Annotated in this window: 20 protein-coding genes and 1 tRNA gene; 6 read left to right on the top strand and 15 right to left on the bottom strand. The window is 60.4% G+C overall.

Annotated features, from left to right (window positions below; all coding sequences use genetic code 11):
- Window positions 1-99: 99 nt before the first annotated feature.
- Entirely contained in the window at window positions 100-3,069 is a 2,970-nt protein-coding gene (locus tag B5T_RS15190) for a parallel beta-helix domain-containing protein (RefSeq protein ID WP_014995410.1), read from the bottom strand.
- 117 nt (window positions 3,070-3,186) lie between these two features.
- A complete protein-coding gene (locus tag B5T_RS15195; protein ID WP_014995411.1) occupies window positions 3,187-4,413 on the bottom strand; it encodes a hypothetical protein in 1,227 nt (408 codons plus the stop codon).
- Window positions 4,414-4,870: 457 nt separating this feature from the next.
- Between B5T_RS15195 and B5T_RS15200 the strand changes: the two genes are divergently transcribed.
- The 3 genes from B5T_RS15200 to B5T_RS15210 are packed head-to-tail and all read left to right on the top strand — an operon-like array spanning window position 4,871 to window position 6,527.
- A complete protein-coding gene (locus tag B5T_RS15200; RefSeq protein WP_014995412.1) occupies window positions 4,871-5,758 on the top strand; it encodes a helix-turn-helix transcriptional regulator in 888 nt (295 codons plus the stop codon).
- 12 nt (window positions 5,759-5,770) lie between these two features.
- On the top strand, window positions 5,771-5,965 hold the full coding sequence (locus B5T_RS15205; protein ID WP_014995413.1) for an SMI1/KNR4 family protein: 195 nt from the start codon (window positions 5,771-5,773) through the stop codon (window positions 5,963-5,965).
- Complete coding sequence (locus B5T_RS15210) at window positions 5,958-6,527, top strand: hypothetical protein (protein WP_014995414.1); 570 nt, start codon at window positions 5,958-5,960, stop codon at window positions 6,525-6,527. The genes B5T_RS15205 and B5T_RS15210 overlap by 8 nt, the downstream gene beginning before the upstream one ends.
- A 55-nt stretch (window positions 6,528-6,582) precedes the next feature.
- Here the strand turns inward: B5T_RS15210 and B5T_RS15215 are convergent, their stop codons facing one another.
- From B5T_RS15215 to B5T_RS15245, 8 genes are all read right to left on the bottom strand, one after another.
- Window positions 6,583-7,953: an MmgE/PrpD family protein gene (locus tag B5T_RS15215; RefSeq protein WP_081586900.1), complete on the bottom strand. Its 1,371-nt coding sequence runs from the start codon at window positions 7,951-7,953 to the stop codon at window positions 6,583-6,585.
- A gap of 63 nt (window positions 7,954-8,016) precedes the next feature.
- Window positions 8,017-8,337 (bottom strand): sodium:calcium antiporter, encoded by a 321-nt coding sequence (locus tag B5T_RS23800; protein ID WP_308422518.1) that lies wholly within the window; start codon window positions 8,335-8,337, stop codon window positions 8,017-8,019.
- The gene (locus B5T_RS15220; protein ID WP_014995417.1) at window positions 8,229-8,987 is read right to left on the bottom strand and encodes a sodium:calcium antiporter; all 759 of its coding nucleotides are present in this window, start codon (window positions 8,985-8,987) and stop codon (window positions 8,229-8,231) included. Before B5T_RS15220 ends, B5T_RS23800 begins: the two co-directional genes overlap by 109 nt.
- Before the next feature lie 108 nt (window positions 8,988-9,095).
- Entirely contained in the window at window positions 9,096-9,404 is a 309-nt protein-coding gene (locus B5T_RS15225) for a DUF4387 domain-containing protein (protein ID WP_041717058.1), read from the bottom strand.
- Complete coding sequence (locus B5T_RS15230; RefSeq protein ID WP_041717059.1) at window positions 9,397-10,812, bottom strand: acyclic terpene utilization AtuA family protein; 1,416 nt, start codon at window positions 10,810-10,812, stop codon at window positions 9,397-9,399. Before B5T_RS15230 ends, B5T_RS15225 begins: the two co-directional genes overlap by 8 nt.
- 84 nt (window positions 10,813-10,896) lie before the next feature.
- A complete protein-coding gene (locus B5T_RS15235; RefSeq protein ID WP_014995420.1) occupies window positions 10,897-11,901 on the bottom strand; it encodes a phosphoglycerate dehydrogenase in 1,005 nt (334 codons plus the stop codon).
- Between the two features lie 52 nt (window positions 11,902-11,953).
- The gene (locus tag B5T_RS15240; protein WP_014995421.1) at window positions 11,954-13,345 is read right to left on the bottom strand and encodes an OprD family outer membrane porin; all 1,392 of its coding nucleotides are present in this window, start codon (window positions 13,343-13,345) and stop codon (window positions 11,954-11,956) included.
- A 93-nt stretch (window positions 13,346-13,438) separates the two neighbouring features.
- Window positions 13,439-14,731, bottom strand: coding sequence for a CitMHS family transporter (locus B5T_RS15245; protein WP_014995422.1), 1,293 nt, complete (start codon window positions 14,729-14,731; stop codon window positions 13,439-13,441).
- A gap of 211 nt (window positions 14,732-14,942) precedes the next feature.
- Between B5T_RS15245 and B5T_RS15250 the strand changes: the two genes are divergently transcribed.
- Window positions 14,943-16,130 carry a citrate synthase gene (locus B5T_RS15250; protein ID WP_014995423.1) on the top strand — a complete coding sequence of 396 codons (1,188 nt, stop codon included), beginning with the start codon at window positions 14,943-14,945 and terminating at the stop codon, window positions 16,128-16,130.
- Between the two features lie 44 nt (window positions 16,131-16,174).
- On the opposite strand, the gene leuD is transcribed toward B5T_RS15250, so the two are convergent.
- On the bottom strand, window positions 16,175-16,783 hold the full coding sequence (gene leuD, locus B5T_RS15255) for a 3-isopropylmalate dehydratase small subunit (RefSeq protein WP_014995424.1): 609 nt from the start codon (window positions 16,781-16,783) through the stop codon (window positions 16,175-16,177).
- Window positions 16,783-18,225 carry a 3-isopropylmalate dehydratase large subunit gene (gene leuC / locus B5T_RS15260; protein WP_041717636.1) on the bottom strand — a complete coding sequence of 481 codons (1,443 nt, stop codon included), beginning with the start codon at window positions 18,223-18,225 and terminating at the stop codon, window positions 16,783-16,785. The genes leuD and leuC overlap by 1 nt, the downstream gene beginning before the upstream one ends.
- A gap of 474 nt (window positions 18,226-18,699) precedes the next feature.
- On the opposite strand from leuC, the gene B5T_RS15265 reads away from it, so the two are divergent.
- Together B5T_RS15265 and B5T_RS15270 are read left to right on the top strand one after the other, a co-directional pair.
- Window positions 18,700-19,911: a lipase family protein gene (locus B5T_RS15265; RefSeq protein ID WP_014995426.1), complete on the top strand. Its 1,212-nt coding sequence runs from the start codon at window positions 18,700-18,702 to the stop codon at window positions 19,909-19,911.
- Window positions 19,912-19,941: 30 nt separating this feature from the next.
- Complete coding sequence (locus B5T_RS15270) at window positions 19,942-21,018, top strand: AbrB family transcriptional regulator (RefSeq protein ID WP_014995427.1); 1,077 nt, start codon at window positions 19,942-19,944, stop codon at window positions 21,016-21,018.
- 210 nt (window positions 21,019-21,228) lie between these two features.
- Here the strand turns inward: B5T_RS15270 and B5T_RS15275 are convergent.
- The 3 genes from B5T_RS15275 to B5T_RS15285 all read right to left on the bottom strand — a co-directional run bounded on the left by B5T_RS15275 (window position 21,229) and on the right by B5T_RS15285 (window position 23,009).
- A tRNA-Ser gene (locus B5T_RS15275) sits at window positions 21,229-21,318 on the bottom strand.
- Window positions 21,319-21,435: 117 nt separating this feature from the next.
- Window positions 21,436-21,624: a carbon storage regulator CsrA gene (gene csrA, locus B5T_RS15280; RefSeq protein ID WP_014995428.1), complete on the bottom strand. Its 189-nt coding sequence runs from the start codon at window positions 21,622-21,624 to the stop codon at window positions 21,436-21,438.
- Window positions 21,625-21,782: 158 nt separating this feature from the next.
- Window positions 21,783-23,009 (bottom strand): aspartate kinase, encoded by a 1,227-nt coding sequence (locus B5T_RS15285; RefSeq protein ID WP_014995429.1) that lies wholly within the window; start codon window positions 23,007-23,009, stop codon window positions 21,783-21,785.
- Window positions 23,010-23,112: the final 103 nt, after the last annotated feature.

Here is a 23,112-nt window from a genome sequence, read left to right on the forward strand (position 1 = left end):
AACTCGTGGAGAGCCGGCGGGCAGCGTTCCAGGACCGTGCTTCTCCCGTGTCCTGGAACGCTGCCCGCCGGCTCTCCTCCCCTGGCAAACAGTGATGCTCTACTGACAGGCCCCCGCATTGGTGTAGCTGTCGTCCACCACGGTATCGATCCATTGGCGCAGCAGGGCCACCGCCTCGTCATCCGCCACGCTGCGCGCGATCGGCGGCATCATGCGTTGCGGGTCGTGTTCCGCTTCCATTCGACAGGTGACGATGGAGGCCGCGCTGTTGCCGGGCACCACCACGTGCTGGCGACCGCAGGAGCCGCCGCCAGTGGCGGTGGGTTTCTTGCAGATACCGTAGCCGGCATCCACATCCCGGAAATGATCCAGATAATAACCCGTGTTGGAAGCAGCGCCCTTGTCGTTGTGGCAGTGCTGGCAATTGACTTCCATGTAGGCCCGCAACCGCTGCTCGATGTCCGCCGGGGAATGGGCCGCTTCGCCGCCGTCGCCAGCCACGTTCCAATGCGGTAAACGGGGCACATTGGTGGCCACGCCACGGCTGTCGATCTGCAATTGCGGCGCGCCGGCCAGCAGGCCCTGCTCCACCCAGTATTGCAATTGGTTCACGCGCGGGAAGCCGCCTTGCCCCTGATCCCCCATGAAGGTGCTTTCCGGTCGGTAGGCCAGATTCAGGTTACGCGGCTTGGGACCGATGGGCGGACTGCCGGTGGCCTGATCGTCATTGCCATGGCAGGTGATGCACTGGTTGGCATTGGGAATGTTGTAGCGCTCGGTGTCGCCACTGATCACCGCGCCGCTATCCACGTCACGGTAGTGCCAGCTCACCGCCCGGGCGCCGCCACCCATGGCCAGCCGGGCCACGCCATCCTCATCCCAGATGTACGGCAAGCCGGCCCAGTAAGCATTGCCACTGCTGTTTTCCCGTTTGATCAGCAGGCGGGTCTCCACCAGTTGTTCGGTGCCCTGCTCCTCGTCGGTGAAGGCGAAGGTTTTCGCCAGCACCGTTCCCAACGGGAACTCGATGGCGCCGTTGGGATTGGCGCCGCCCTGACCGTCCTGATACACCGCCTGCTCTCCGGGCGGAATGAACGCCACCCGGTACTTGGTGGCATAGTCGGAAAACAGCTTGGTATTGAGGGCAAAGGGCACGCCGCCTTCATGGGGCAGGCTGCGCGGATTTGCCGGATCGGCGAACAGGTTGTATTGATCCAGGCGCGGACAGTCCACCGCCAGGGCCGGACGATTGATGGCGTTCTGGGCGGTTTCCGCTTCGCACAGGAATTTCACGTATTCCTCGGACACCGCCGGATCGTGTTCGCCGCTGGGCTCGAACGGCGGAATCGTCACTCTCGGCAGCGGTGCCAGCAGCTTGCCGAAGCGAGCCTGGCAGTCGTGATCTTCCAGCTTCCGATCGCTGGGCAGGTTCAACAAGCCCTGGATCACCTCCAGCAATTCGGCGGGATCAAGCAGGGACAGGTCCTGCTCGGCCAGAGCCATCACCACTTCGAGTCCATCGGTACCGTGGAAATTCAGGTACGGCACGCTGTCTTCATCGAATTGGTTGTCATGAATGCACGAACCCCATTGCGGCAGTTTCCGCTGCCCCTGATCATCGAACTTATAGGCGTTGTAATGGCAGGCCGGATTGGGATGCTGGTTGGTGTGAATCGGCTTGCCGTTTGCATCGGCGGGCACCGGGTCGCCGTTGGCGTCCACCGGATAGGGACAGTCCGCGTCCAGGTCATCAAGTAAACCATCCCAGATGATGTGCGCGCCGCGGCCGAGATTAAACAGATTGTCCAGACTGCCGAGCAGTTCGGAAGGATCATTGATGGTCGGCAGATTCTTCAGCCCGATCATCATCGGCAGCAGGGTTTGCACGTCGCCGTTCAGCGCCGCCTCCAGATCCGGCGGTGGCAGGCTGTAACCGGAGTTGCGGATAACATTGTCGTGGATGCGCAGCCCTTCGGTATAGGGGTCCAGTTTCTTGTCGGCGGTTTGCCCTGGACCGTCGATCAGTTCATAACTGATATAGAGGATAGCCGCGGTGCTGTGATCCTCGAAGACGTTGTCGTAGACCTCGATATTGTCATAGCCCAGGGTAATGAACCCGACCCCGCGCGGCACCATGGATACCAGGCCGCTGTGGGCAAAGTTGTAGGTGTTGTTGTTGCGGGCCACGTTGTTGACCATCACCGAAGTGTCGCCGTAGCGAGTGATGTTCTCCAGATCGTAGATGAGGAAGCCGCCGGTATTGCACTCGGCGATGTTGTTGTCGTATTCACCGCCGCGCACGTTCTCGATCTCGAAACCCATGACGTTATAGGCGGCGCGGCTGTTACGAATAATAGTGGTGTCGGTCTGTCCCACGTAAATGCCGGCATCGGAGGCGCCAATGGATTCCGAGTCCTCCACCAGAATGTATTCCGATTCCACCGGGTAAATGCCGTAACGGCCACTGCTGGAGCTGGGCTCGTAATCCGGCGTCGGGTCGCCCTCGTTAAGCGGCGGCGCGGTGCAGGCCACGTGCAGGCGCCCACTGTAATTGGTGGCGGTGATGGGCTCGCCGCCACCGGACCAGATGGCGCGCACCTTGCTCAGGGTGCCCCACTTCACGCCCTTGAGTTTGAAGGCGTCACCAGGGGAATCGACGATGGTCAGGTCCTTCACCGTGATGCCACGCACATTGAGTGCTTCCAGACCGGTAACGTTGACACTGTCGCGGAACGACAACACGGTCTTATCCATGCCGCAGCCCTCGATGGTGACGTCTTCCGTGACCTGGATCAGCAGCCCCTGATCCAGCTCGAAGAAACCGCACTCGAATTTCAGCACGTCCTTCGGTTTCAGCTGAATCATGGCGTCCACCATGGCCTGGGTGGCGTCTTCGCCCGGCGCTACCGTGAACACCCGGCCCTGGCCTTCCGGATCCGGCACTTCACCGCCCGGGTTCTCGCCACCCGGGTTCTCGCCACCAGAGTCCGAGCCGCCGGAACCACCGCAGCCCGCCAGCACGCCCAGCAGCAAACACAATGACAGCCAACCGATTCCTCGCTCGCACATAAGCAGATCCCCTGAATATTGTTGTTCTGGACCCTTACCCCTCATTTTTATGTGGGCATTTGGTACGGTTGTACTACGTCAGCCGGTGCAGGAATGTAGTGATATTGTCAACGGAGGTTAAAGCGCGTCGGGGGGCTGGGCGGAAAAGGGTTGTACCGGCCGCCAGTTGCCCTGGCCATCCAGGGTTTGCCGATACTCGAAACCAGACAGGATGCGCTCCGGCAAGTGGCTGGGAAATTCCTCGAACAGCAGCCCGCGCCAGCCGCCACGCGGCACCCGCACGCTGTAGAGATAGTGGCCGCGCACCGGATCACCGGGGCGGCCCCGCCCGTGGGCGGAGAGCACCAGCCAATGCACCTGCGGAATCACCGCCAGCGCTTCACCGATCAAACGCACCCCAGTGGCGTGGGCATGCTCGCGGTGCAGACGCCGTCGGGCGCCATCGGACAGCCAGGTCACCAGCACCCCGGCACCCTGCGGGTGCGGACGCAATTTGGTATAGGGAAACAGCGCCGGATCCGGCACATCCACTTCCAGAGTCAGGCTGCGCAGATCGTCACTGAGCTGGAATGCCACCTGAGTCACCCGCGGCCAGGGCACCATGGACAGCCGATGGGCCAGCACGCCTTCCAGGGCCTCGCGCTGCCCTTGCCGGGCCGCCTGATACAGCCGCCTGAGCCGCTCGAACTGGCCGGCATGCCGATGCAGGCGCTGCAACCAGGCCAGCCGCACCTGCCGTTGCTGTTCCTGCCACTGCCGCCGCCGGCTTGCCAGACAAGCCCGCCGGCGCGCCGACCAGGCCGCCAGGAACCGCTCCCAGAGCCCGGCCCGGAACGGCAACGTGGCCGGCTCCGGCTCCTCCGGCGCCATTGGAGAAAGCAGCGGCTGCTCCCCGGGGACAGGGGTGCAATGGTGCAAGGTCACCAACCCTTCCAGCCGTTGCTGGTGTTGCTGGATTTGCTCATCCACCGACTGACGAACCCCGTCCGGGTCCACCCGTAACAGCAACATCAGCGCCTGAGGGTCCAACGGGCGCTGCTCCCGGTCCAGCACCTGGATGTTGCCGGTATGTTCGTTGACCAGCAGCGCCGCTACCCGCGACAAGATCTCCAGCTCGCCGTGGCGGAGCCCGCGCCGCACCAGGGAACGCCGGCTCAACACTGACTTGAGGCGATGGCCATAGCCCCGGTCGGGCACCAGCAAACCGCCTTCGCCGTGCAGGCCAAGACGGTGGGCAACCCGTTCCGTGGTCTCCGGTGATTCGGGCAGCCCGCTCCAGGCATAGGGCGACGGCGGCCCGAAACCGGGTTCCAGGACTAGGGTGTGGCGCAAACGCTGGGCCATGGCATTACCTCTGGGCGACGATGGACATGGCCGACGCCATGCCACAACCACGAAAGGTAATGCCCGCCCCCCGGACACGCCGGGCGCACCCCGGCCTGGGCAGGTCGTCCGCCAGAGGCGGATGGTCTGAAGGTTCCCCCAATCACCGGTCACCGGCCACACCGATGAACCCGAAGCAAAGATCCCCATCTCGCCCACCCCTATCCATCCCCATAGGATAGTTACCCCAGCGACACAGCCCGAAGGCGGCGCGGACATTCCTTTCTTTATTCGATCTCAGAGCCTACTCAGGGTCTTTTTCCTGACCTGGCGGCACAGGGAGCTGGACAACAATGGCAATGGCAAAATTCGTGACCTGCTCCTGAGCCCCCGCCGGCAAGGAGACCATAATATGTATTCAGTGTGGTCATACCAACACTGACTACATGAACACGTCGTTTTTTGGAGCCCATGGGAAATGTCCCGTTCCCCCCGCAAAAGCGCCGGCGACTGGCCGTTACGCTGGGATTTGCTGCTGCGTTACCGTTTGATCGAGATCATCGCACTCTGGGAGGGCCGTCTCACCACCAATCACCTGATGCGCGCCTTCGGCATCGGCCGCCAGCAGGCCAGCAAGGACATCAACCTGTACCTGAAGCAGTATGCACCGGGCAATCTGGTCTACGACCGCTCCCTCAAGGGCTACCGGCCCGGCCCCGGGTTCACCCCGCGCTTTACCCTGGGGGCCGCCGACGAGTATTTGCAAATGGTACGGACCCGTGAGGATCTGGCCTGCTCCTTCGAGCAATTGGCAGTCAGGGAATTGAATATCGACGTGCTGCCGGTGCCGAACCGGGGGCTCCGCCCGGAGGTGCTGCGGGCGCTGATTCAGGCCTGCCGGGAGCGGCTGCGGCTGGAAATCGACTACGCCTCGCTGGCTCATCCCGAGCCGGAGCCCCGGGTAATCCAACCTCATACCGTGGTGTTCTCGGGCTATCGCTGGCACGTTCGCGGTTGGTGTGAGAAAAACCACGACTATCGCGATTTCGTACTGAGCCGCATCGGCGACGGCGCCAGACAGCTCACCCCGGCCGATCGGGACGCACGGCAGGATCGGGCCTGGCAGAAGGTGATCACCGTGCGGCTGGCAGCGGATCCCCGTCTTGATCAAGCGCAGCAAGCGCTGATCGCCGCGGATTACGGCATGGATAACGGTGAACTGGCCCTGCCCACCCGGGCGGCGCTGGTCGGCTACCTGCTACAGTGGCTGCGATTGGAGCCAACGTGCCCCCGCCCGCCGGAGGCGCAACAGATCGTGCTTCTGAATCGGGATGAATGCCGGCCCTGGCTGATCGGCGACAACTGAACGGTATCGACCATGCTGAACAGAACGGACCTGAAACAACACTACCGGCTGGAATCGCCGGCCTCGCCGGAAGCCCTTGCCCGGGCCGAAACCGTGCTGGGCCGGCCGCTGCATCCGGACTATGCGGTCTTTCTCCGGCTTAGTGACGGCTTGTACACCGGCGGCAACCTGGTGCTGCTGGACGCGTGGGAGATGCCTCTTGTCTGATCCTGACTTGTCCTTGGTACTGGAGCCGGTCCGGCTCCCCTTTTCGGAGCGGCTGTTCTCCGCCGCCCACCGGGAAGCCCTGCCCGACGGCACGGAGGCCCTCACCGATCTGGACCGGGCCATGCTGCTGGAGAACTCGCAGGAGTTACCGCCGGAGTACCGTATCTGGCAGGACGTGCAGGCCAATGCGGTTTCCCCTTTCTATTGCACCGACGCCTACGCCACCATTAGCACGGATATTGAGGAAGCCGTCGCCCCATTCTGGGAACAGTGGGAGCCGATCCGGATGACACTGGTCAAACGCCGTCTCAGGAAAACCCAGACCGAGTTCGAAAACTTCGTCAACACCCTGCTCTACGATGCCGTGGAACAACTCAAGCAGGTGTCGGCGGCACGGCATTGCCTGAGCCCGGACGGCGAACCGGTGCTTGAAGCGCTGTTCCGGGTCTACCATGCGGGCTTTTACCCCTGCGGCTGGCGCCGGGACAACAACATCGTCTGCTTCGACCCTTCTGTTCTGGAGGGGCATTGGATTGGCTGCCTGCTCGACTACCCGACCTGAGCAGCTGCCCCGGGGGATCGGGCCACCGGCAGCCCGTGCAAATCCGCATGGAGGGTCAGCCAGCCGCTCCCGCCATGGCCGCAAAAAGGGAGTCGTATCCGGACTGTTGGTCAAGCTTCGAGACAAAGTCCAGCACACTTTCTTGCGCCCCTTCGCTCAGGTGCGGCGTGGCCATCTTGTGGAACTTCGCTTCAAACTGGACCTGCGTCATCGGCGTTTCAACGGAGCCCGGACCGCTGATCACCTCACTGATCAGACTCTCACCGGATTTCAACGTCACCTTGACCCGGTTGGCCAAGTGCTTCGGGAAAAGTGCCGTCAGCTCCGGATCAACAACAACGGTGGTCTTGTCCATAAGCGCGATCGCAACCGGATCGGTGATGTTCTCCGGAGAATAAGACTCAATGGATATGTCCCCGTCGATCAGTGCCCGGGCCACGTTGTAGGGCAAACTGTGGTCGGCGGTCTCCCGCGTTCGCGGTCGCCATTTGTCAGCGCCATCCGCCAATACACGCTTGTTGAACGCGGAGGTCTCGATTCGTATCGACTGGATATCAGACACCTCCCCGATCCGGTTACGCAATTCGATTCCCGCCCACACCGCCGTGTGCAGTTCCCCGTTGGTGGGAAACGTCTTTGTCAGAGAGCGTCGGATGGCAAGGTCTCCGCCAGCCACCGACCCGAAATCCGCCGGATCGAGAAAGAACTCCCCCGTGACCTGGTTCTGGAACCCCATTCTTCCCTCGAAGATCGGCGCAGGGCCGGTCATGCCGTGCCGGGCCAGCTGTGCGGAGAAAAGAGCATTACGCGCGGCATTTGCCGCGGAGCAGCCCTTCCAGTCCGACAAAGTGCCGGAACGCACCTGCCGCATCGCCAAATGACCGCTCAGCGAAATATTGATCGCCTGCTCGATTTGCGCCTCACTGAGCTTCATCAGCTTGGCGGCCGCCACCACCGCCGAGATGTTGACGTAATTCACATGATCCCAGCCCTGCTTGTTCAGGCTGGCGGCATCCTGAAACCGCATCTGAATCTCGTACGCCAACACAATGGCGGCGATCAACTCATCCCCACCGGCGTTTTCGGCCTGGGCAATGGCCAGACAAGCGGGGATGTTGTCACTGGGGTGCCCCGGCTCGAGCCCCATGTAGCCATCGTTATAATCCAGAAAGCGCACCATCACGCCGTTGGCGAAGGCGGCGCATTCAGGTGTTGTTTTCAAAGTCGTGCCAAAGATACTCGCGGCACCACCGGGAATCGACGAAGCGTAAGCGACGCTGGCCTTGACCGGCGCGGCGCCGTACGCGCCCAATATGCACGCGAGGCTATCCAGGAAGCGATTGCGCACAATCGTCTTCAGATCATCAGGCATCCCATCGACCGGAAATTCGTACGCGTACTTCGCGATGCTCCTGGCGATTGTCATAGCAGCCATCCTGCTCTCCCAAATACCGATAAAAATTCAGTGGGCCAGGATCACCCACCCTTGTCACAAATCCAGACTGGCGCTGATCCAGCTCAAGTAAGCCAAGTAGATGACCAGTAAAGCGGCGCCAGCCAGACGGGTCAGGCGAAATCCGGTTGCGCACCCGGCCATGGCATGGAACTGAAGAATCAGCACCAACACGAACATCACCAGCCAATCCCGGGACAACAGCCACGGCTCAAAGTGAAATGGAGTGATCACGCCGGCCAGCCCCGTCACCGCCAACGTATTGAAAAGGCCCGAGCCGACGATATTGCCCAGGGCAAGGTCGTGATGTCCTTTACGCACCGCCGCGATAACGCTGGCAAGCTCCGGAAGAGACACGTCCCCAGTGCGACCACCGTGAGCCCGATGATCAACTCGCTGATCCCCAGCGACAGCGCAATCTCAACCGCCCCCCAAACCAGCAGTTTGGACGATGCCAGTAGCAACATCAGACTGATCGACAGCCAGGCCAGCGCGGCGGTGACTGTCATGGTCCCGGCAGCCTCCTCGTCCATCGACGCGGCCAGAGCCGTGTCCTGGCCGGCAACGCTTTTCCTGATCGACCAGCCCAACAGAACGGCAAAGGCGAGCAACAGGACGAGTGAATCCAGACGGCTCAGATAACCGTTAAACAGCAAGGCACCGGCCAGCACGGTGACGCCAACCAGAACCGACAATTCATCTCGAACTACTGGCGATCGCGTATGAACAGGCTGTATCAGCGCGGCCATACCCAGCACCAGAGCGATATTGGCTATGTTCGAGCCCAAAGCGTTCCCCAGCGCCAGTTCGGGGCTGCCTTCCAGCGCCGCGATGGCGGAGACCACCAGTTCGGGAGCGGAGGTACCAAAGCCAACAATGATGATCCCGATAAACAAAGGGGGAACACCGAAGCGACGTGCGCTGACGGACGCGCTGTCGATAAAACAATCCGCGCTCCACACCAGTACTATCAAACCGGAAAGAAGAGCCAGCCATGGAAAGAGCATAGAACCGCAACCCTAGATCCAAGTTAACATGGAGGTTGGTGTCAGCCCCTTGGGGAGCAGCGCGGAAGTCCTGATGCATGGCTTCCGCGCTTAAACACCTGGTTCGAACTAACTGACTGGGACCTTCAGTAGCCGGACATACTGCTGGCCGGCGTGCATATCACGCTCAACCATTCCACCTTGAGACGTTGGCCTGGGGTAGGAGATTTTGATCATACTGAGTTGCGGGACCGGTATACGCTTCACATACGCCGGATCCGCGCCGTACAGCCGGGCGAACTCCTCGACGGAGAGCGCCGGACTCTCGTGATAGCGATCAAAGTTCTCGCGGCTGTCGAAGAAGATATCGAAGGTAATCCAGAATGGCCCCGCCTGTTTCGACCTGATATAACGACACACTTCGCCTAGCTTAGGCATATTCCTTCTCCTTACTGCCATTCTCTTGGGAAAGATCCAACCACTCAGTCGTCACCAGCTCAAACGGGTCATCCAGCCGCACGACGTGATTCAGCTTGAACTCGTAGATCCGGCCGCGCGGTATATCCGCCGGAGAAAAAGCGAAACCATATGACGGCAATTCTTCCCCCATGATGCTTGGATAATGGAAGAAATACGGATTGCAGGCGTGGGCGATGGTATTGGCCAACTCCTGGGTGGACGCTGTCGCGACAAACAACACACCCACTTCCGGCGGCGTGGCGGTTCCGGCCAGGGGCTTGACGCCGGTTACCGCGTTCCAGCCGTACATACGAAGGGAGATATGGAACTCCCCCAGTTCTTCCTCGGGAATACACTGACGGGTGCGCTCGTAGAGTGCCGCCAACAGACGGTCATGAAAGCCATCAATGTCCGCCAGTACATCCGGATCCTGAATACCCACCAGCATAATGGTCTGGTACGGACCGGCCACGGCCCCTTCCAACTTCATGGTGTAAGGTTTGGGTTCCCAGCGAGACCCGGTCACTCGAACCGTACGTTCGTTGAGAGACACGTACTCGGCCGCGGACACATCAAGAACGCCACCGGGTTCCGTCAGACGAAAGGGATCACTGTTTTCGTACAGCATATGTCCGGAAACACTGTTTGGCGTACACCGATTGCTGGGATCAAGCGGCTCGACCTCGAAGCCATTCGCATCGACGGAAAGCAGCACGCCTGACCCACCAGTGGCATTCTCTGCGCATTGCACGCCACATTCGGCAATTTTTCCGGCGTGCCATGAGGGCCCCCAGGGCGCGCCTTTCCAGATGGGAAAAGAGGCGATGACAGCGGTATCGGTAGCCCGGCCGGCCAGGATAATGTCCGCCCCGTCTTCCAGCGCGGCGACGAAAGGCTCCACCCCCAAGGCCGCAACGATATGCTCGCAAGAGTCGATCGTCGCATCATCCAGATCCTTGGAAGGCGCGAGTGGAGTGATCCGCCCTTCGGCGTTCAGTCGCTTGATCGTCGCCTTGTCCTGCTCGCAATGGATCATCGCGATTCTGGGCGAAACAGCCAATTCCCGCGCAATCTCGAGAACGATATCGCGGGTCCAGGCCAGGTTGAGATCGCCGCCGGCCTGCCCGGAGGTGCCGACAATGATGGGCACGCCGCTGGTGGCCTGAGCTTTCATCATTATCTTTAAATCGCGCTTTACCGCTCCACGATTATTCTTCGACTTCCCCAATGCCAGATAAGCCGCTCCGCTATCGGTCGATCCCGCGTCCGTTGCGATGGCTTGTCCTCCCAACATTAGTCCACGTGTCACTTCATCCTCACGCACTCCTGCTCCCAATGTCGGACAAGGTACGATAATTTTAATGGTCTCTTCTAAATCCTGTTTCATAAAAACGTCCTCTTCATCTCTTAATAAATTCCGACGCCCAAGAAGCCAAGCTCCTTAGGGACGTTCCACACATCCGTTGGCAGGTCATAAGTCGGCACTCCCCACAATCAGACATCCCGGTGGGGGCTCTTTCCCGTCAAGCACGGAGACCACACACTCGGCGGCCACGGCATTGGTACGCTGCAGCCCTTCGTGCGTCGACGCCCCGGAGTGCGGGGTAGCGACGACGTTGGGAAGACGTACCAGCTCCCGAGTGACCCCGGCCAGATCGGGGTCCGCCTCACTTTCGAACACATCCAGTCCGGCACCAGCAATCCGCCCGCTTTTCAGGGCCGCCAGCAGGGCCTGGTCATCCACCAGACCTCCACGTGCCGTGTTGATCAAAAAGGAATCGCTTTTCATCATCGCCAGCCGGCTGGCGTTGATGAGATGTTTTGTCTCGGGTTTGAACGGAGCATGGATCGAGACGAAATCGCTGCGCCGCAACAGCGTCTCCAGATCCACGTACTCAACTCCCATGGCCGCCCCATAGTCGGGATCAGGTCGGGGCGTGGTCACCAGAACGGTGGCATCGAATGCCTTCAGTCGCCTCACCACATTTCGGGCAATGCGGCCGAGCCCGACGATGCCCACCGTCCTGGCATAAAGATCATTGCCGAGCAGAATGGAGCCGGGGCCATCTATAAGCTGTTGCTGGGACTCCCGCAGCCGGTGCGCCGCCGCCAGCATCAGCGCCAGGGTGCGATCCGCCACACTCTCCTCGTTGCCGCCGGCGGCAATAGTCACGACCTTTCCCGTCGCCAACGCGGCTTCGAGATCCACCTTCTCGTACCCCACACCTCTGCGGGCTACGATCCTGAGCCGAGGCAGTGACTGAAGGAGGCTCAAAGTCACCTTGGCGTGGCCGACGATCCAGGCATCCGCCTCCGACAGAATCGAGATCAACTCCGCCTCCGTCGCGGTGGCATCCGTCTTGCCCTCCGGGAAGCTGGCCACGGTTACCGAAAAGCCATGTTCTTCCAGATAATTGATCGTCGCGTCGTCGAAGAACTTCTGCGTTACCACCACCGACTTTTTTTCACTTACCATTTGGAATCCACCGTTCAACTTTACCTTTGATTGCCGCAATCACTTCCTATCGCTAAAACGCGTAATCGATATACACCCTGACCTCCTCCCCATTCAGTACGTTGTCCGGCTGCGCCGACACCAGCGCGACAAAGTCCTCATCGATCCAGTAGCGCGTATACAAAAGGCCGACGGCGAGCCCCTCATGGTCCGGCTCATCGAATCGGTAGTTCAGCCGATACTCCAATTGGCTTTCCTGAACCTCGGCATTCACTCCGGACAAAGGGTTGGTAGCGTCAAACTTGCCGCGCTTGAAAAGGACCATCGCATTGAAGCCATCAAGCGGCATCCCGGCTATCGAATAGCCGTCGAATTTATACTGGCCGCCGATTTGCCAGGCCTTTTCGCCGTCGTTATTGAAATCGTTGCCGGATCGGGTCCAGGCGTCCATCAAACCGCTGGCGTTCTGGCCATGATCAAAGTACGCGTAGCCCAGCATGCCGTTGCTCAGCTCCGCATCTGCCTTGGAGTAGGAGAGCCCCAGCCCCCAACGGCCGATCTCCAGTCCCAGATTGAGATTCAGCCAGCTTGCCTTGTCGTCATAGGCGGCATCGCCGGCTTCCCAGTCGCGATCCCAGGCCGCGCCTTCCCTGCGAAAATCGTAGTACTGGGTTTCGAAGATGGCGCCACCGCTTTCGCCGATGGGAGCGCGCAGCGTCAAGCCATAGCTGGTGTTCTGGTTGAAGTCCTCGGCCACCCCTCTGGCGAACTTCAAGGCGAACAACCTGGCGTCATATTCAACGCCGAAGGTCCGGATATCCTTGATCTCTTCCCCGCTCTCGCTGAGGATTTTCTCGAAGTCCTTCCGATCACGCGGCGAGGTGCGATTAATGTACGCGGCATCAAAGCTGAGCACCCCCGGCAGCGGACCGATATCAAGCCCTTCAATACGCATTTGTCCCCGCGCTCCCTGATAGCTGCTCGGCACCGCCCTGGTGTCCTTGGTCACCACGGTGCCGGCATCAAATCGGCCCCTTCCGACCTGGAAGGCCCCAACCCAGTTGTTACCACCGTGAAGAAACTTCAGGTTCGCTTGGCCCAGCTTGCCGAAGCCTTCGTTGTCACCCGAGGTATCGTCGAACAGATCCCGGTCTTCCGGCCGGGCATCCAGCTTTGCCACACCGTAAACAGAGGCATCGAACCCGATGCTGTCCAGCCAGTATCCCGACTTATAGTCGGCGACCACGCCCAGTGCCGTGCCACCCAGCCGGTCGCCTATGGGGATCCCGCCGAACAGGTCATCCATGAGATCGTTTTCGATCCGGGTATCGATGTGGACGGCGCGCATATAAACGTTGAACTCACCTTCATTGCCTGTTCTGTCGTAGTCATTAATGCTGACCGCGAGGGTCTGGGTCGGAACACCCAGCACCAATGTCGATACAATTGCTTGTTTAAATTTCATGTTATTCACCCACTTATATTTATTTTTTGACGCAAGGGGTCCCGCGCGCCCGCGCTTACGCGGGCGCCGAACTCATTTCTTTCTTTATCGAATTCAGTAAATGGCGCCCGTGATAAACGCTCCGGCGATGAAGATCAGTGACGCCACAATGGCCGGCAGAAGTGAGAATCTCTGCAATTCACCGACCTCCTTATTCAGCAGCCCGCCTATCACGTAGATCGCGGCGATCAGCGGGCTCAGTGCATGCACCGGTTGTCCCAGCATCGAGGCCCGGGCGATATGGATCGGATCCACGCCATACTCCGCCCCGGCCGCCGCCAGAATTGGCACGATGCCGAAGAAGTAGGCGTCATTGGATACAAAGAAAGTGAAAGGCAGCGAGGCAAAGGCGGTAATCAGTGCCATATACTCGCCGGCGGCGTCGGGGATGATGCCGACAAAGGACTCCGACATGGCGTCCACCATGCCTGAGCCGGTCAGGATTCCAGTGAAGACCCCCGCGGAAAATATGAGCGTCGCCACCGTGACCGCGTTTTCCGCGTGCGCGGCGATACGCTCCTTCTGTTGCGACAGCCGTGGGTAGTTGATCAACAAGGCCAGCGCAAAGGTGACGACCATAACCACCGGTAGCGGCGCCAATCCGGTCCCCATGGCGGCGGCCATTCCCAGCATCAGAATAAGGTTGACCCAGACCAGTTTCGGACGTTGGTGGCTGCGGTCAATTTCCGGCAGCTTGCCCCCCGCCTCCGACATCAGCATGTTCTTTCCGGGTTCCCAGCCCAGCCGTTTGCGTTCCCTCAGCCCCAGCCACCACGCCATGCCCGTGGCGTAGACAAGGCCGATCAAAGCCGCCGGGATCAGGCCCCAGAAAACCTCCATCACGTCCAGGTTCAGAGCGCTGGCCACCCGGGCGGTGGGCCCACCCCAGGGGATGATATTGATCATGGTGTTGGTCAGCAGGATCAGCAACGCAATGATCAGCGGATTCATTCCGATACGAAGGTAAACCGGCAGGAAGGCCGTAACCACGATCAGAACGGTGCTGGTGCCGTCGCCATCAAAAGACGTCACCGCCCCCAGAAAAGCGGTGGCCAGCGCTATCCGCAGGGGATCATGGCCGGCAAAACGCGTGATCGATTTGACCAGAGGCTCAAACAAACCTGCGTCGTACATGATCGAGAACAGAAGTATCGCGAACACCAACATGATCGCGATGGGCGCGACTTGCCGCATCCCATCCATGACCATGCCACCCATGTCGCTGCCCAGACCGGCGAGCAATCCGAAAGCCACCGGAACAAGAATAAGGGCCACCACGGCGGACAACCGCCTGGTCATGATCAGTGTCATGAAGGTGATGACCATACCGAAACCAATCCAAGCCATACCGCTTTCCTTGTTATTTTCTGAAGTACACGAATCGACCGCATAGCGATCAGGGCAAAACCGTACACATTGATCAAAATCATGTAAATCTTGATTTTTCTAATACATGTTTACATTCACCATTCATGTATGTTGTAATCGGGCGCAACCCGCGCTTGTCTTGAGCGTCAAAGAGAAAGCAATGTCCCGTGAACGACCAGGACGAACTCCCGTGAGTGACGATCATCTGTACCTGAACGCCGAGGAGGCCGCTGCCATGCTCGGCGTCAGCCTGCCAACCCTGTATGCGTACGTAAGCCGAAAAGGTATTCGCTCGGTGAAGGTTGAAGGGTCACGAAAGCGGCTCTACTGGGCCGCCGACATCGAAAGACTCTCCAGCGGCGAGCGCCAGCCCAGGATAGCCGGCCAACCCGCGCTGGACCTGGGCAATCAAAGCAGCGCGATCACCCTGCTAACCGACAACGGCGTCTACTACCGTGGCGTCAGTGCCACCGAGCTGGCCGACTCCGCCTCTGTCGAGGAAGCCGCGGAACTCATCTGGCAATCAGAAGGCGCATTTTCGGATTCTCTCCCGGTAATGCCGAAAGACACCAAAGCACTGCTTGACCTGTATCGTGATATGACCGTGTCGGAAAAAGCGATCGCGCTGTTTCCGCTGGTTGAAAGGGAGAACCCCCGATCCTTTGACCTGTCACCGGATGCTTACGCCAGGACCGGCGCCGATGTGGTACGCATCCTGGCCTCGCTGATCGCGGGCCGGGGCGCCCCGGACGCAACACCATTGCACCAGTTCCTGACCAGGGAGCTGGGCCTGGATCCAGCGTATCAGGATCTGATCAGGCGCCTTCTGGTCCTGTTCATCGACCACGAGTTTGACCATTGCACCTACAGTGTCAGAGCCGCGGCGCGCACCGGCGTCACCCCCTACTACGCGGCGATCGCGGGACTGACCACCTATCAAGGCAGGAGAACCGCATACAGCCGGCACCAGGCCGCCAACCGGCTGCTTACCGAGATATGCACCGCGAAGGATCCCACTCCCCCGCTGCTACAGCACTTCAGCCAGAGTGGGGAAATCCCGGGCTTCAACCATTCCACGCACAAGGTCGAGGATCCGCGGGTGGACAATCTGATCACCGCCCTGACCGCCATGTTTGAATCCGACCCGGAATTTCGGAACCTGCAGAAAGCCGTCGAGGTGGCGAACGAGTTGGTCCGCAAACCGCCGGAGTTTGTTTTGCTGGCCAGTTTCGTCGGGCGAAAATGCAACCTCGTGGGCGAGGAATTGGCGCTGGCGGGCATTGCCCGCACTATTGGCTGGATCGCCCACGCCAGCGAACAATGTCAACAACCCCTCTCCCGGCAGCGCGCGAACTATGTCGGCCAGCTTCCCCTATAACGTTGTTGCCGTCCCGGCGTTGCCGGGCCTCATGGCCCGGCGCCTTACGACAGCCAGGGACGAGCGGCGAAATGCCTCCGCTCGAACTGCTCGATCTCATCACTCAGTTTGAGCGTGCCGCCAATCGCATCAAGCCCCGACACCAAAGCGTCCTTGCGCAGTCCATCAATGGCGAAGTCGAGCGTGGTGCCATCGGCAAGGGATATCTTCTGCGCGGGCAGATCAATCTCAATCACCGCCGCATCTTCCTCGGACACACTCTTACCCACCCCGCCAACCTGTTCTTGCGTCAACTCGATCAGCAACACCCCATTGCGCTTGCAGTTATCGAAGAAGATGCCGGCGAAACTGCTTCCTATCAAAGCCCGGATACCAAGCTGCCTGAGCCCCCAGACCGCATGCTCACGACTCGAACCGCAGCCGAAATTGGGGCCCACGACAAGAAACTTCGCGTCATACCACGGTGCCTGGTTCAATACGAAATCGGGATTCTTCCGTCCGTCGGGAAGAAAACGCAGATCATGAAACACCCCTTTGTCGAGCCCCGAACGGTCGATCCCCTTCAGAAACTGCTTTGGCATGATGACATCGGTATCGATGTTGGCGGAAAGCATCGGCGCCGCCGCGCCCCTGACATTGGTAAACGGTTCCATTAATCCTCCAGATCCGCGCGATCGTCTTCTCTGACGTCGGCGAGCCGCCCGGCGATGGCGGCCGCGGCCACCATCGCCGGGCTCATCAAATGGGTGCGAGCGCCCGCCCCCTGCCTGCCTTCGAAGTTGCGGTTGGTGCTCGAGGCGCACCGATCGCCAGGCGCGAGCACATCGTCATTCATGGCAAGGCACATTGAACAACCGGATTGTCGCCACTCGAACCCCGCGTCGATAAACTGTTGCGCCAACCCTTCCTCTTCCGCCTGCCGTTTGACCAGGGTCGAACCCGGAACGATCATTGCCCGCACATGACCGGCCACCTTACGGCCTCGCAGCACCTTGGCGGCGGAACGCAGATCCTCGATACGCGAATTGGTACACGAACCGATGAAGGCATGCGTGATGGGGACCGTGTCCAGGCGCGTTCCCGGCTCCAGCGCCATATAGCGAAGCGCTCGCTGCATATCCCCGCGCTTGAGAAGGTCAGGCTCCTTTTGCGGATCCGGAACGCTTCCGTCTATGCTCACGACCTGGTCCGGGCTTGTTCCCCAGGTCACCATCGGCCCGAGCTCTCCCGCGTCCAGGGTCACCACCCGGTCAAAATGGGCGCCGGGATCGCTATACAGCTCACGCCATTGGGCCAAAGCCCGCGTCCACATCTCGCCCTTCGGCGCCCGGGGCTTATCCGCCAGATAGGCGTAGACCTTGTCGTCCGGTGCCATGAAGGCCCCTCTGGCCCCGGCCTCGACGGCCATATTGCAGATGGTCATCCGCGCCTCCACCGACATGGCGTCGATGGCGGAGCCGCAAAACTCGATGGCGTAGCCAGACGCACCGGACGCGCCTATCCGCCCGATCAACGCCATGATGACATCCTTGGACGTAACGGCCGGGGCCAGAGCACCGTCCACCACCACCCGCATGGCCTTGAGTTTTTTGTAGACCAGGGTCTGGGTGGCCAGCAGATGCTCGATCTCCGACGTGCCGATGCCAAAGCCGAAAGCCCCCAGCGCGCCATAAGTCGTGGTGTGACTGTCACCGGCCGCGATCACCATACCCGGCAGAATAAAACCTTGCTCGGGCGCGACCACATGTTCGATGCCCTGACGGCCGTCGAGGATATCGAACAGTTCAATGCCGAACTCCGCGCAGTTCTGGCCGAAATACGACACTTGACGAGCACCACCGGCGTCGGCCACTTCAGCGGTACGCGACGGCGAGGTGGGATTGACATGATCCACCACCCCCAGGGTGGCGGAGGGCCGACGCACCTTCCGCCTCGCTTCCCGAAGCCCGCTAAACGCCTGGGGACTGGTGTACTCATTGGCGACCTGGCGGTCTATGTAGAGCAACACATGCCCATGCTCATCCAGTTCACGAATGGTGTGTGAGTCGATGTGCTTGTCGTAGAGGGTTCTCGGCTCTTTGGCGTCTTCAAACATGGCGGCTCCAAACATAGCGGTTCCAAAGTCCATCACTATTTCGACCCTTACCCCCTTCATCTCAAACCAGAGGGCACGGGAAGACGACTGAAAGCGGGAGCATATACACGCACGATTTATGTGTAAATGTGTACTATTTTTATCAACTATTGATGATCTTTTATTCTACTTAAATAACAGATCGAGACACGGCAGCACCGACCAAACCCGACATCGAAAACAACAGATACCGCTTTTACGCCGTACTTTCGCCAGCAACCTCGACGACACGCTCGGCGGAAGGTCAGCAATCCTTATATTGATAAAACCCGTACAGATTTATTTGATTCAGTCAATGATATATGTTCCATCGACTTGCTGTTTGACCTGGTGCCCTCGGCCCCGATTCAGAGAAGCGAACTCTCAATGCCTATTTTTCAAACCTTTAAACCGTCACCAGCCCTTATGCGAATCTGCCTTGGGGCCATCGTAGCGATGTCATCCAACCTGTTGAGCGCCGGCGAGTTGCCGGTCGGTCCGTCTTCGGGGGATATGGACCTCTCTTCGTTTTATCGCTGGCGCAACGAGATGCCCGAATCTCCCGGTGCGGTACTGCGGAGCCAGACTCTGCGGCCGCAGGAGACCATGCCGGCGGCCTCGGAAGCCATCCGCCTTCTCTATAGCTCAACGGACCAACGTTGGCATTCCGGCGCGATCCCCGTCAGCGGAACCCTGTTCCTGCCAGCCGGACCCGCGCCCGCTCAGGGCTGGCCAATTCTGGCTTGGGCGCACGGAACGCTCGGCATCGCCGATGTCTGCGCCCCTTCCTGGACCGGCTTCAGGGATCGTGACGCGGCGTACCTCAACCGCTGGCTGGAGCGGGGCTTCGCCGTCGTCGCCACCGACTATCAGGGCCTGGGTGGCCCCGGCCCCCATCCCTATTCAGTCTGGCAGGCGGAAGGCAGCTCCGTGCTGGATTCGATCCGCGCCGCCCGCGCGGCCAGACCGGACCAACTTTCAAACCGCACCCTCCTGGCGGGCCAGTCCCAGGGCGGAGGCGCGGCGTTGGGGGCAGCGACACTGGCCGCGTTTTATGCCCCGGACCTTCATATCCTGGGCGCGGTTGTAACCGGGCCGAACAGTACCTTCCCCGATGGTCCCGTCGAGGTGCTTCCGCGCCAGTCCATGACCATGTTTCTGTCGTTCGCCACTGGTGGTCTGCGAGAGGATGGCCCTGGCATAGACGACATTCTCTCCCCTCAAGGGCTTGAGCTGCTTGAGGTCGCCCGCCGGGGCTGCACGCGTGATATCGCGCTCAAGGCACGGGAGCTGAAGGTCGCGTCCTATGAGGATCTTCTCGCCATCACTTCCGAGCGGCTCGCCACTTTGCGCGTGCCCACCACCGATATGCCTGCGACGGCGCTTTCCTTCCCGTTACTGATTGCCACTGGCCAGGCCGATGAGACCATCCCCCCGGCCAGACAGTATGCCGTGGCGGCGGCACTGTGCGCCGCCGGCAACAAGGTCACCTGGCAGGTTTATGAGGGGCTGGGCCATGACGGCGCGATGCACGGCTCACTCAATGACGCCTTCGCTTTCGCGCGCGCTCGACTCAATGGACAGCCCCCCACTTCGAACTGCGATGACATCCAACCGCCCGGACCGCCCGGCAGCAGAGATCCAGACAAGCCTTTCAATGACGACTGATCTTGGGCGAAGCGCAACCGGAAATCGATAATGACAACAAGCGACACTCGAAAACGTCTCTCATGGCTCCTGCTTATCCTGCTGTCGGTGGCAGCCGCCACCTTGATGCGCCAACTGCAACTGCCGGCGGCTTTCATGCTTGGTCCGATGATCGCCGCGGTAGTCGTCGCCCTGAGCGGCAGCGGTCTTCGTCTGCACAGGAACTTCTCGCTCGGCGCGCAAAGTGTCATGGGCTGCCTGATCGCCGGCTTCATCACACCGAAGCTGCTGGCCGTCTACATGGATCACTGGTTGCTGCTGACAACCATCAACCTCACCACCATGGCCATTATCGTGGTCATCAGTGTTGTCATCGCGCGGCGTCGCTGGTTGCCCAACACCACCGCCATCTGGGGGCTCTTTCCCGGGGCGGCCTCCGCCATGGTCCTTCTCGCCGATACCCACCATTCCGATCCGCGCGTCGTCGCGATGATGCAGTACTCCCGAATCGTGCTGGTTTCCGTCGCCTCCATTGCCATGGCAGCGTTGCTTGACCAGATGCATGATGGCGGTGCATCAGCAGCGGGCCCGCTCCGGTTGACCTGGTCTCTGCCCACGGATTATCTGCCCATCCTCGCCGGGCTGGCCCTGGCACTGTGCGGCTACACCATCAGCAAACTGACCGGCAACGGCACTCTGGCACTGCTAATCCCCGCTTTCGGCGGTACCGCCTTGCAAGGAGCCGGCTTGGTCACGATCGAGGTTCCGTCATTCATCTTCATTCCCGCTTTCGCCATGACCGGTTGGTACGTGGGGCTGACGTTCACTCGTGGCGCGATCAAGCACTGCCTCAAGCTGTTACCGATCATGTTGTCGGCGGCGGCGGTGGTCATTCTCATGTGCGGCCTGATGGCGCTACTGCTGGCGCGCACGGTCCCGGGCATCGACTTGCTGACCGCCTACCTGGCGTTGAGCCCGGGCGGCATCGAAACCATCATTATTATCGCCAGGGACGCCGACGTGGTTCTGCCACTGATACTGGCTTCGCAGTTCCTGCGCCTGTTGATCGTGCTGTCGATAGGCCCCAGAGTCGCCAGAGCGGTGGCGGGCTGGCAGAGCCGGCAGTAATCGGATTCACGGTGAGCGGTGGCGCAATCAAGCTTTGTGGCGGCACGCCAGTCCCACGGCTTTGAGACGGTCCGCCTGCAGTCTGATTCGCTGGCAAGCCCGCTCCCACAGCGGCTACGTAGCTTTGTCTGTGGGAGCGGGCTTGCCAGCGAAGGAGGTGCGGACGTGTCAAACAAAAACGCCCCGCGGAGCGGGGCGCTTTTGTTTGTATGGCGGAGAGGGCGGGATTCGAACCCGCGATACGGTTACCCATATGGTTCCTTAGCAGGGAACTGGTTTCAGCCACTCACCCACCTCTCCGGAACACGGTCGATCGCTTGTTGCTTACTTCTTCACTTCTTGACGGCAACTTCTTCACGGCGATCCGTGACATCGCCGCGCATCATACCAGTTTGAGCAGAAAATACAGCTCAAAAATCAGGCAGACTCGCCATCAGTGCCTTTTTCGTGCTGGATACGCTGATAAATTTCCTCACGGTGCACAGCCACCTCTTTAGGCGCGTTAACACCAATACGTACCTGGTTACCTTTTACGCCCAGAACGGTGACGGTGACATCGTCGCCGACCATGAGCGTCTCGCCGACGCGGCGGGTCAGAATAAGCATGGGAGTTCCCTCCTCGAATCCATATATTGTTCAGTGAGCGCGGTTTTGCACACTGGATACGAGCCACCCGTCATCCTTGAGCGTTCCACTATCGGGAAGCCGGTACCCGCCCCGTGTGCGAGGCGGGTAGTATGCCGCATGCCAATAAGAATGTCTCGTCAGGCGGCGGGCTGATCCAGCTCGAAGGCCTGGTGCAGTGCGCGTACCGCCAGCTCCAGGTACTTCTCGGCCACCACCACGGAAATCTTGATTTCCGAAGTGGAGATCATAGTGATATTAACCCCTTCCTGGGCCAGGGTTTCAAACATCTTGCTGGCCACGCCGGCGTGGGAGCGCATGCCCACGCCCACCAGGGAGATCTTGGCGATCTTGTCGTCACCGATGATCTCCGGGCTACCCAGCTCCGACGCCGATTTCTGCAGCGCGTCCTTGGCCTTGTTGAAGTCGTTGCGGTGCACGGTGAACGTGAAGTCGGTGGCGCCGTCGGCCCCCACGTTCTGCACGATCATGTCCACTTCGATATTGGCGTCGCTTACCGGGCCGAGGATCTTGGCGGCGATACCCGGGGTGTCGGGGGCACCGCGCACGGTGATCTTGGCTTCATCACGGGTAAAAGCAATGCCAGAAATTACCGGCTTTTCCATATCCACCTCGTCGTCGACGGTAATGAGGGTGCCCGGACCCTCCTGAAAACTGGACAGTACACGCAGCGGCACATTGTATTTGCCGGCGAACTCCACCGAGCGGATCTGTAGCACCTTGGAGCCGAGGCTGGCCATTTCCAGCATTTCCTCGAAGGTGATACTGTCCAGGCGGCGGGCACTGTCCACCACCCGGGGATCCGTGGTGTAAACCCCGTCCACGTCGGTGTAGATCTGACACTCATCGGCCTTCAGGGCAGCCGCCAGGGCCACCGCCGTGGTGTCGGAACCACCCCGGCCAAGGGTGGTGATGTGGCCGTCGTCGTTGATCCCCTGGAACCCGGCCACCACGACCACGCGCCCGGCTTTCAGGTCGGCGCTCATTTTCTGGTCGTCGATGTCCTCGATACGTGCCTTGGAGTGGCTTTGATCGGTGCGGATCGGCACCTGCCAGCCGGTGTAGGAGCGGGCATCGATGCCGCGCCCGTGCAGGGCCATGGACAGCAGCGCGATGGTGACCTGCTCACCGGTGGACACCAGCACGTCCATTTCCCGCGGAGACGGGGTGCCGCTGATGCCATTGGCCAGCTCGATCAAACGGTTGGTTTCGCCGCTCATGGCGGAAACCACCACCACCACCTGATCACCCTGCTGGTGAAAGCGCGCCACCCGCTCGGCGACGGCCTGGATGCGTTCGACGGAGCCCACGGAGGTGCCGCCGTATTTCTGAACAATTAGGGCCATATATGACGTTGTTCCGCAAAAAAGGGCGCGTAAGGGTAACATTTCCGCGCCCGGTTATCATGTGAGAGGCATGTGAGGCCACCAGGCCCCGCCCTGACGGGGC

The organism is Alloalcanivorax dieselolei B5, assembly GCF_000300005.1.
Classification (GTDB): domain Bacteria; phylum Pseudomonadota; class Gammaproteobacteria; order Pseudomonadales; family Alcanivoracaceae; genus Alloalcanivorax; species Alloalcanivorax dieselolei.

What these genes read in the sequence shown, in the direction of transcription:
- B5T_RS15205 (WP_014995413.1), top strand. Translation starts at nt 5,771, where the DNA reads ATGCTGAACAGAACGGACCTGAAACAACACTACCGGCTGGAATCGCCG.
- leuD (WP_014995424.1), bottom strand. Translation starts at nt 16,783, where the DNA reads ATGGAACCGTTTACCAATGTCAGGGGCGCGGCGGCGCCGATGCTTTCC.
- B5T_RS15225 (WP_041717058.1), bottom strand. Translation starts at nt 9,404, where the DNA reads ATGCCTAAGCTAGGCGAAGTGTGTCGTTATATCAGGTCGAAACAGGCG.
- B5T_RS15195 (WP_014995411.1), bottom strand. Translation starts at nt 4,413, where the DNA reads ATGGCCCAGCGTTTGCGCCACACCCTAGTCCTGGAACCCGGTTTCGGG.
- B5T_RS15240 (WP_014995421.1), bottom strand. Translation starts at nt 13,345, where the DNA reads ATGAAATTTAAACAAGCAATTGTATCGACATTGGTGCTGGGTGTTCCG.
- B5T_RS15230 (WP_041717059.1), bottom strand. Translation starts at nt 10,812, where the DNA reads ATGAAACAGGATTTAGAAGAGACCATTAAAATTATCGTACCTTGTCCG.
- B5T_RS15220 (WP_014995417.1), bottom strand. Translation starts at nt 8,987, where the DNA reads ATGCTCTTTCCATGGCTGGCTCTTCTTTCCGGTTTGATAGTACTGGTG.
- B5T_RS15190 (WP_014995410.1), bottom strand. Translation starts at nt 3,069, where the DNA reads ATGTGCGAGCGAGGAATCGGTTGGCTGTCATTGTGTTTGCTGCTGGGC.
- B5T_RS15215 (WP_081586900.1), bottom strand. Translation starts at nt 7,953, where the DNA reads ATGACAATCGCCAGGAGCATCGCGAAGTACGCGTACGAATTTCCGGTC.
- B5T_RS15265 (WP_014995426.1), top strand. Translation starts at nt 18,700, where the DNA reads ATGTCATCCAACCTGTTGAGCGCCGGCGAGTTGCCGGTCGGTCCGTCT.
- leuC (WP_041717636.1), bottom strand. Translation starts at nt 18,225, where the DNA reads ATGTTTGAAGACGCCAAAGAGCCGAGAACCCTCTACGACAAGCACATC.
- B5T_RS15285 (WP_014995429.1), bottom strand. Translation starts at nt 23,009, where the DNA reads ATGGCCCTAATTGTTCAGAAATACGGCGGCACCTCCGTGGGCTCCGTC.
- B5T_RS15200 (WP_014995412.1), top strand. Translation starts at nt 4,871, where the DNA reads ATGTCCCGTTCCCCCCGCAAAAGCGCCGGCGACTGGCCGTTACGCTGG.
- B5T_RS15245 (WP_014995422.1), bottom strand. Translation starts at nt 14,731, where the DNA reads ATGGCTTGGATTGGTTTCGGTATGGTCATCACCTTCATGACACTGATC.
- B5T_RS15235 (WP_014995420.1), bottom strand. Translation starts at nt 11,901, where the DNA reads ATGGTAAGTGAAAAAAAGTCGGTGGTGGTAACGCAGAAGTTCTTCGAC.
- B5T_RS15270 (WP_014995427.1), top strand. Translation starts at nt 19,942, where the DNA reads ATGACAACAAGCGACACTCGAAAACGTCTCTCATGGCTCCTGCTTATC.
- csrA (WP_014995428.1), bottom strand. Translation starts at nt 21,624, where the DNA reads ATGCTTATTCTGACCCGCCGCGTCGGCGAGACGCTCATGGTCGGCGAC.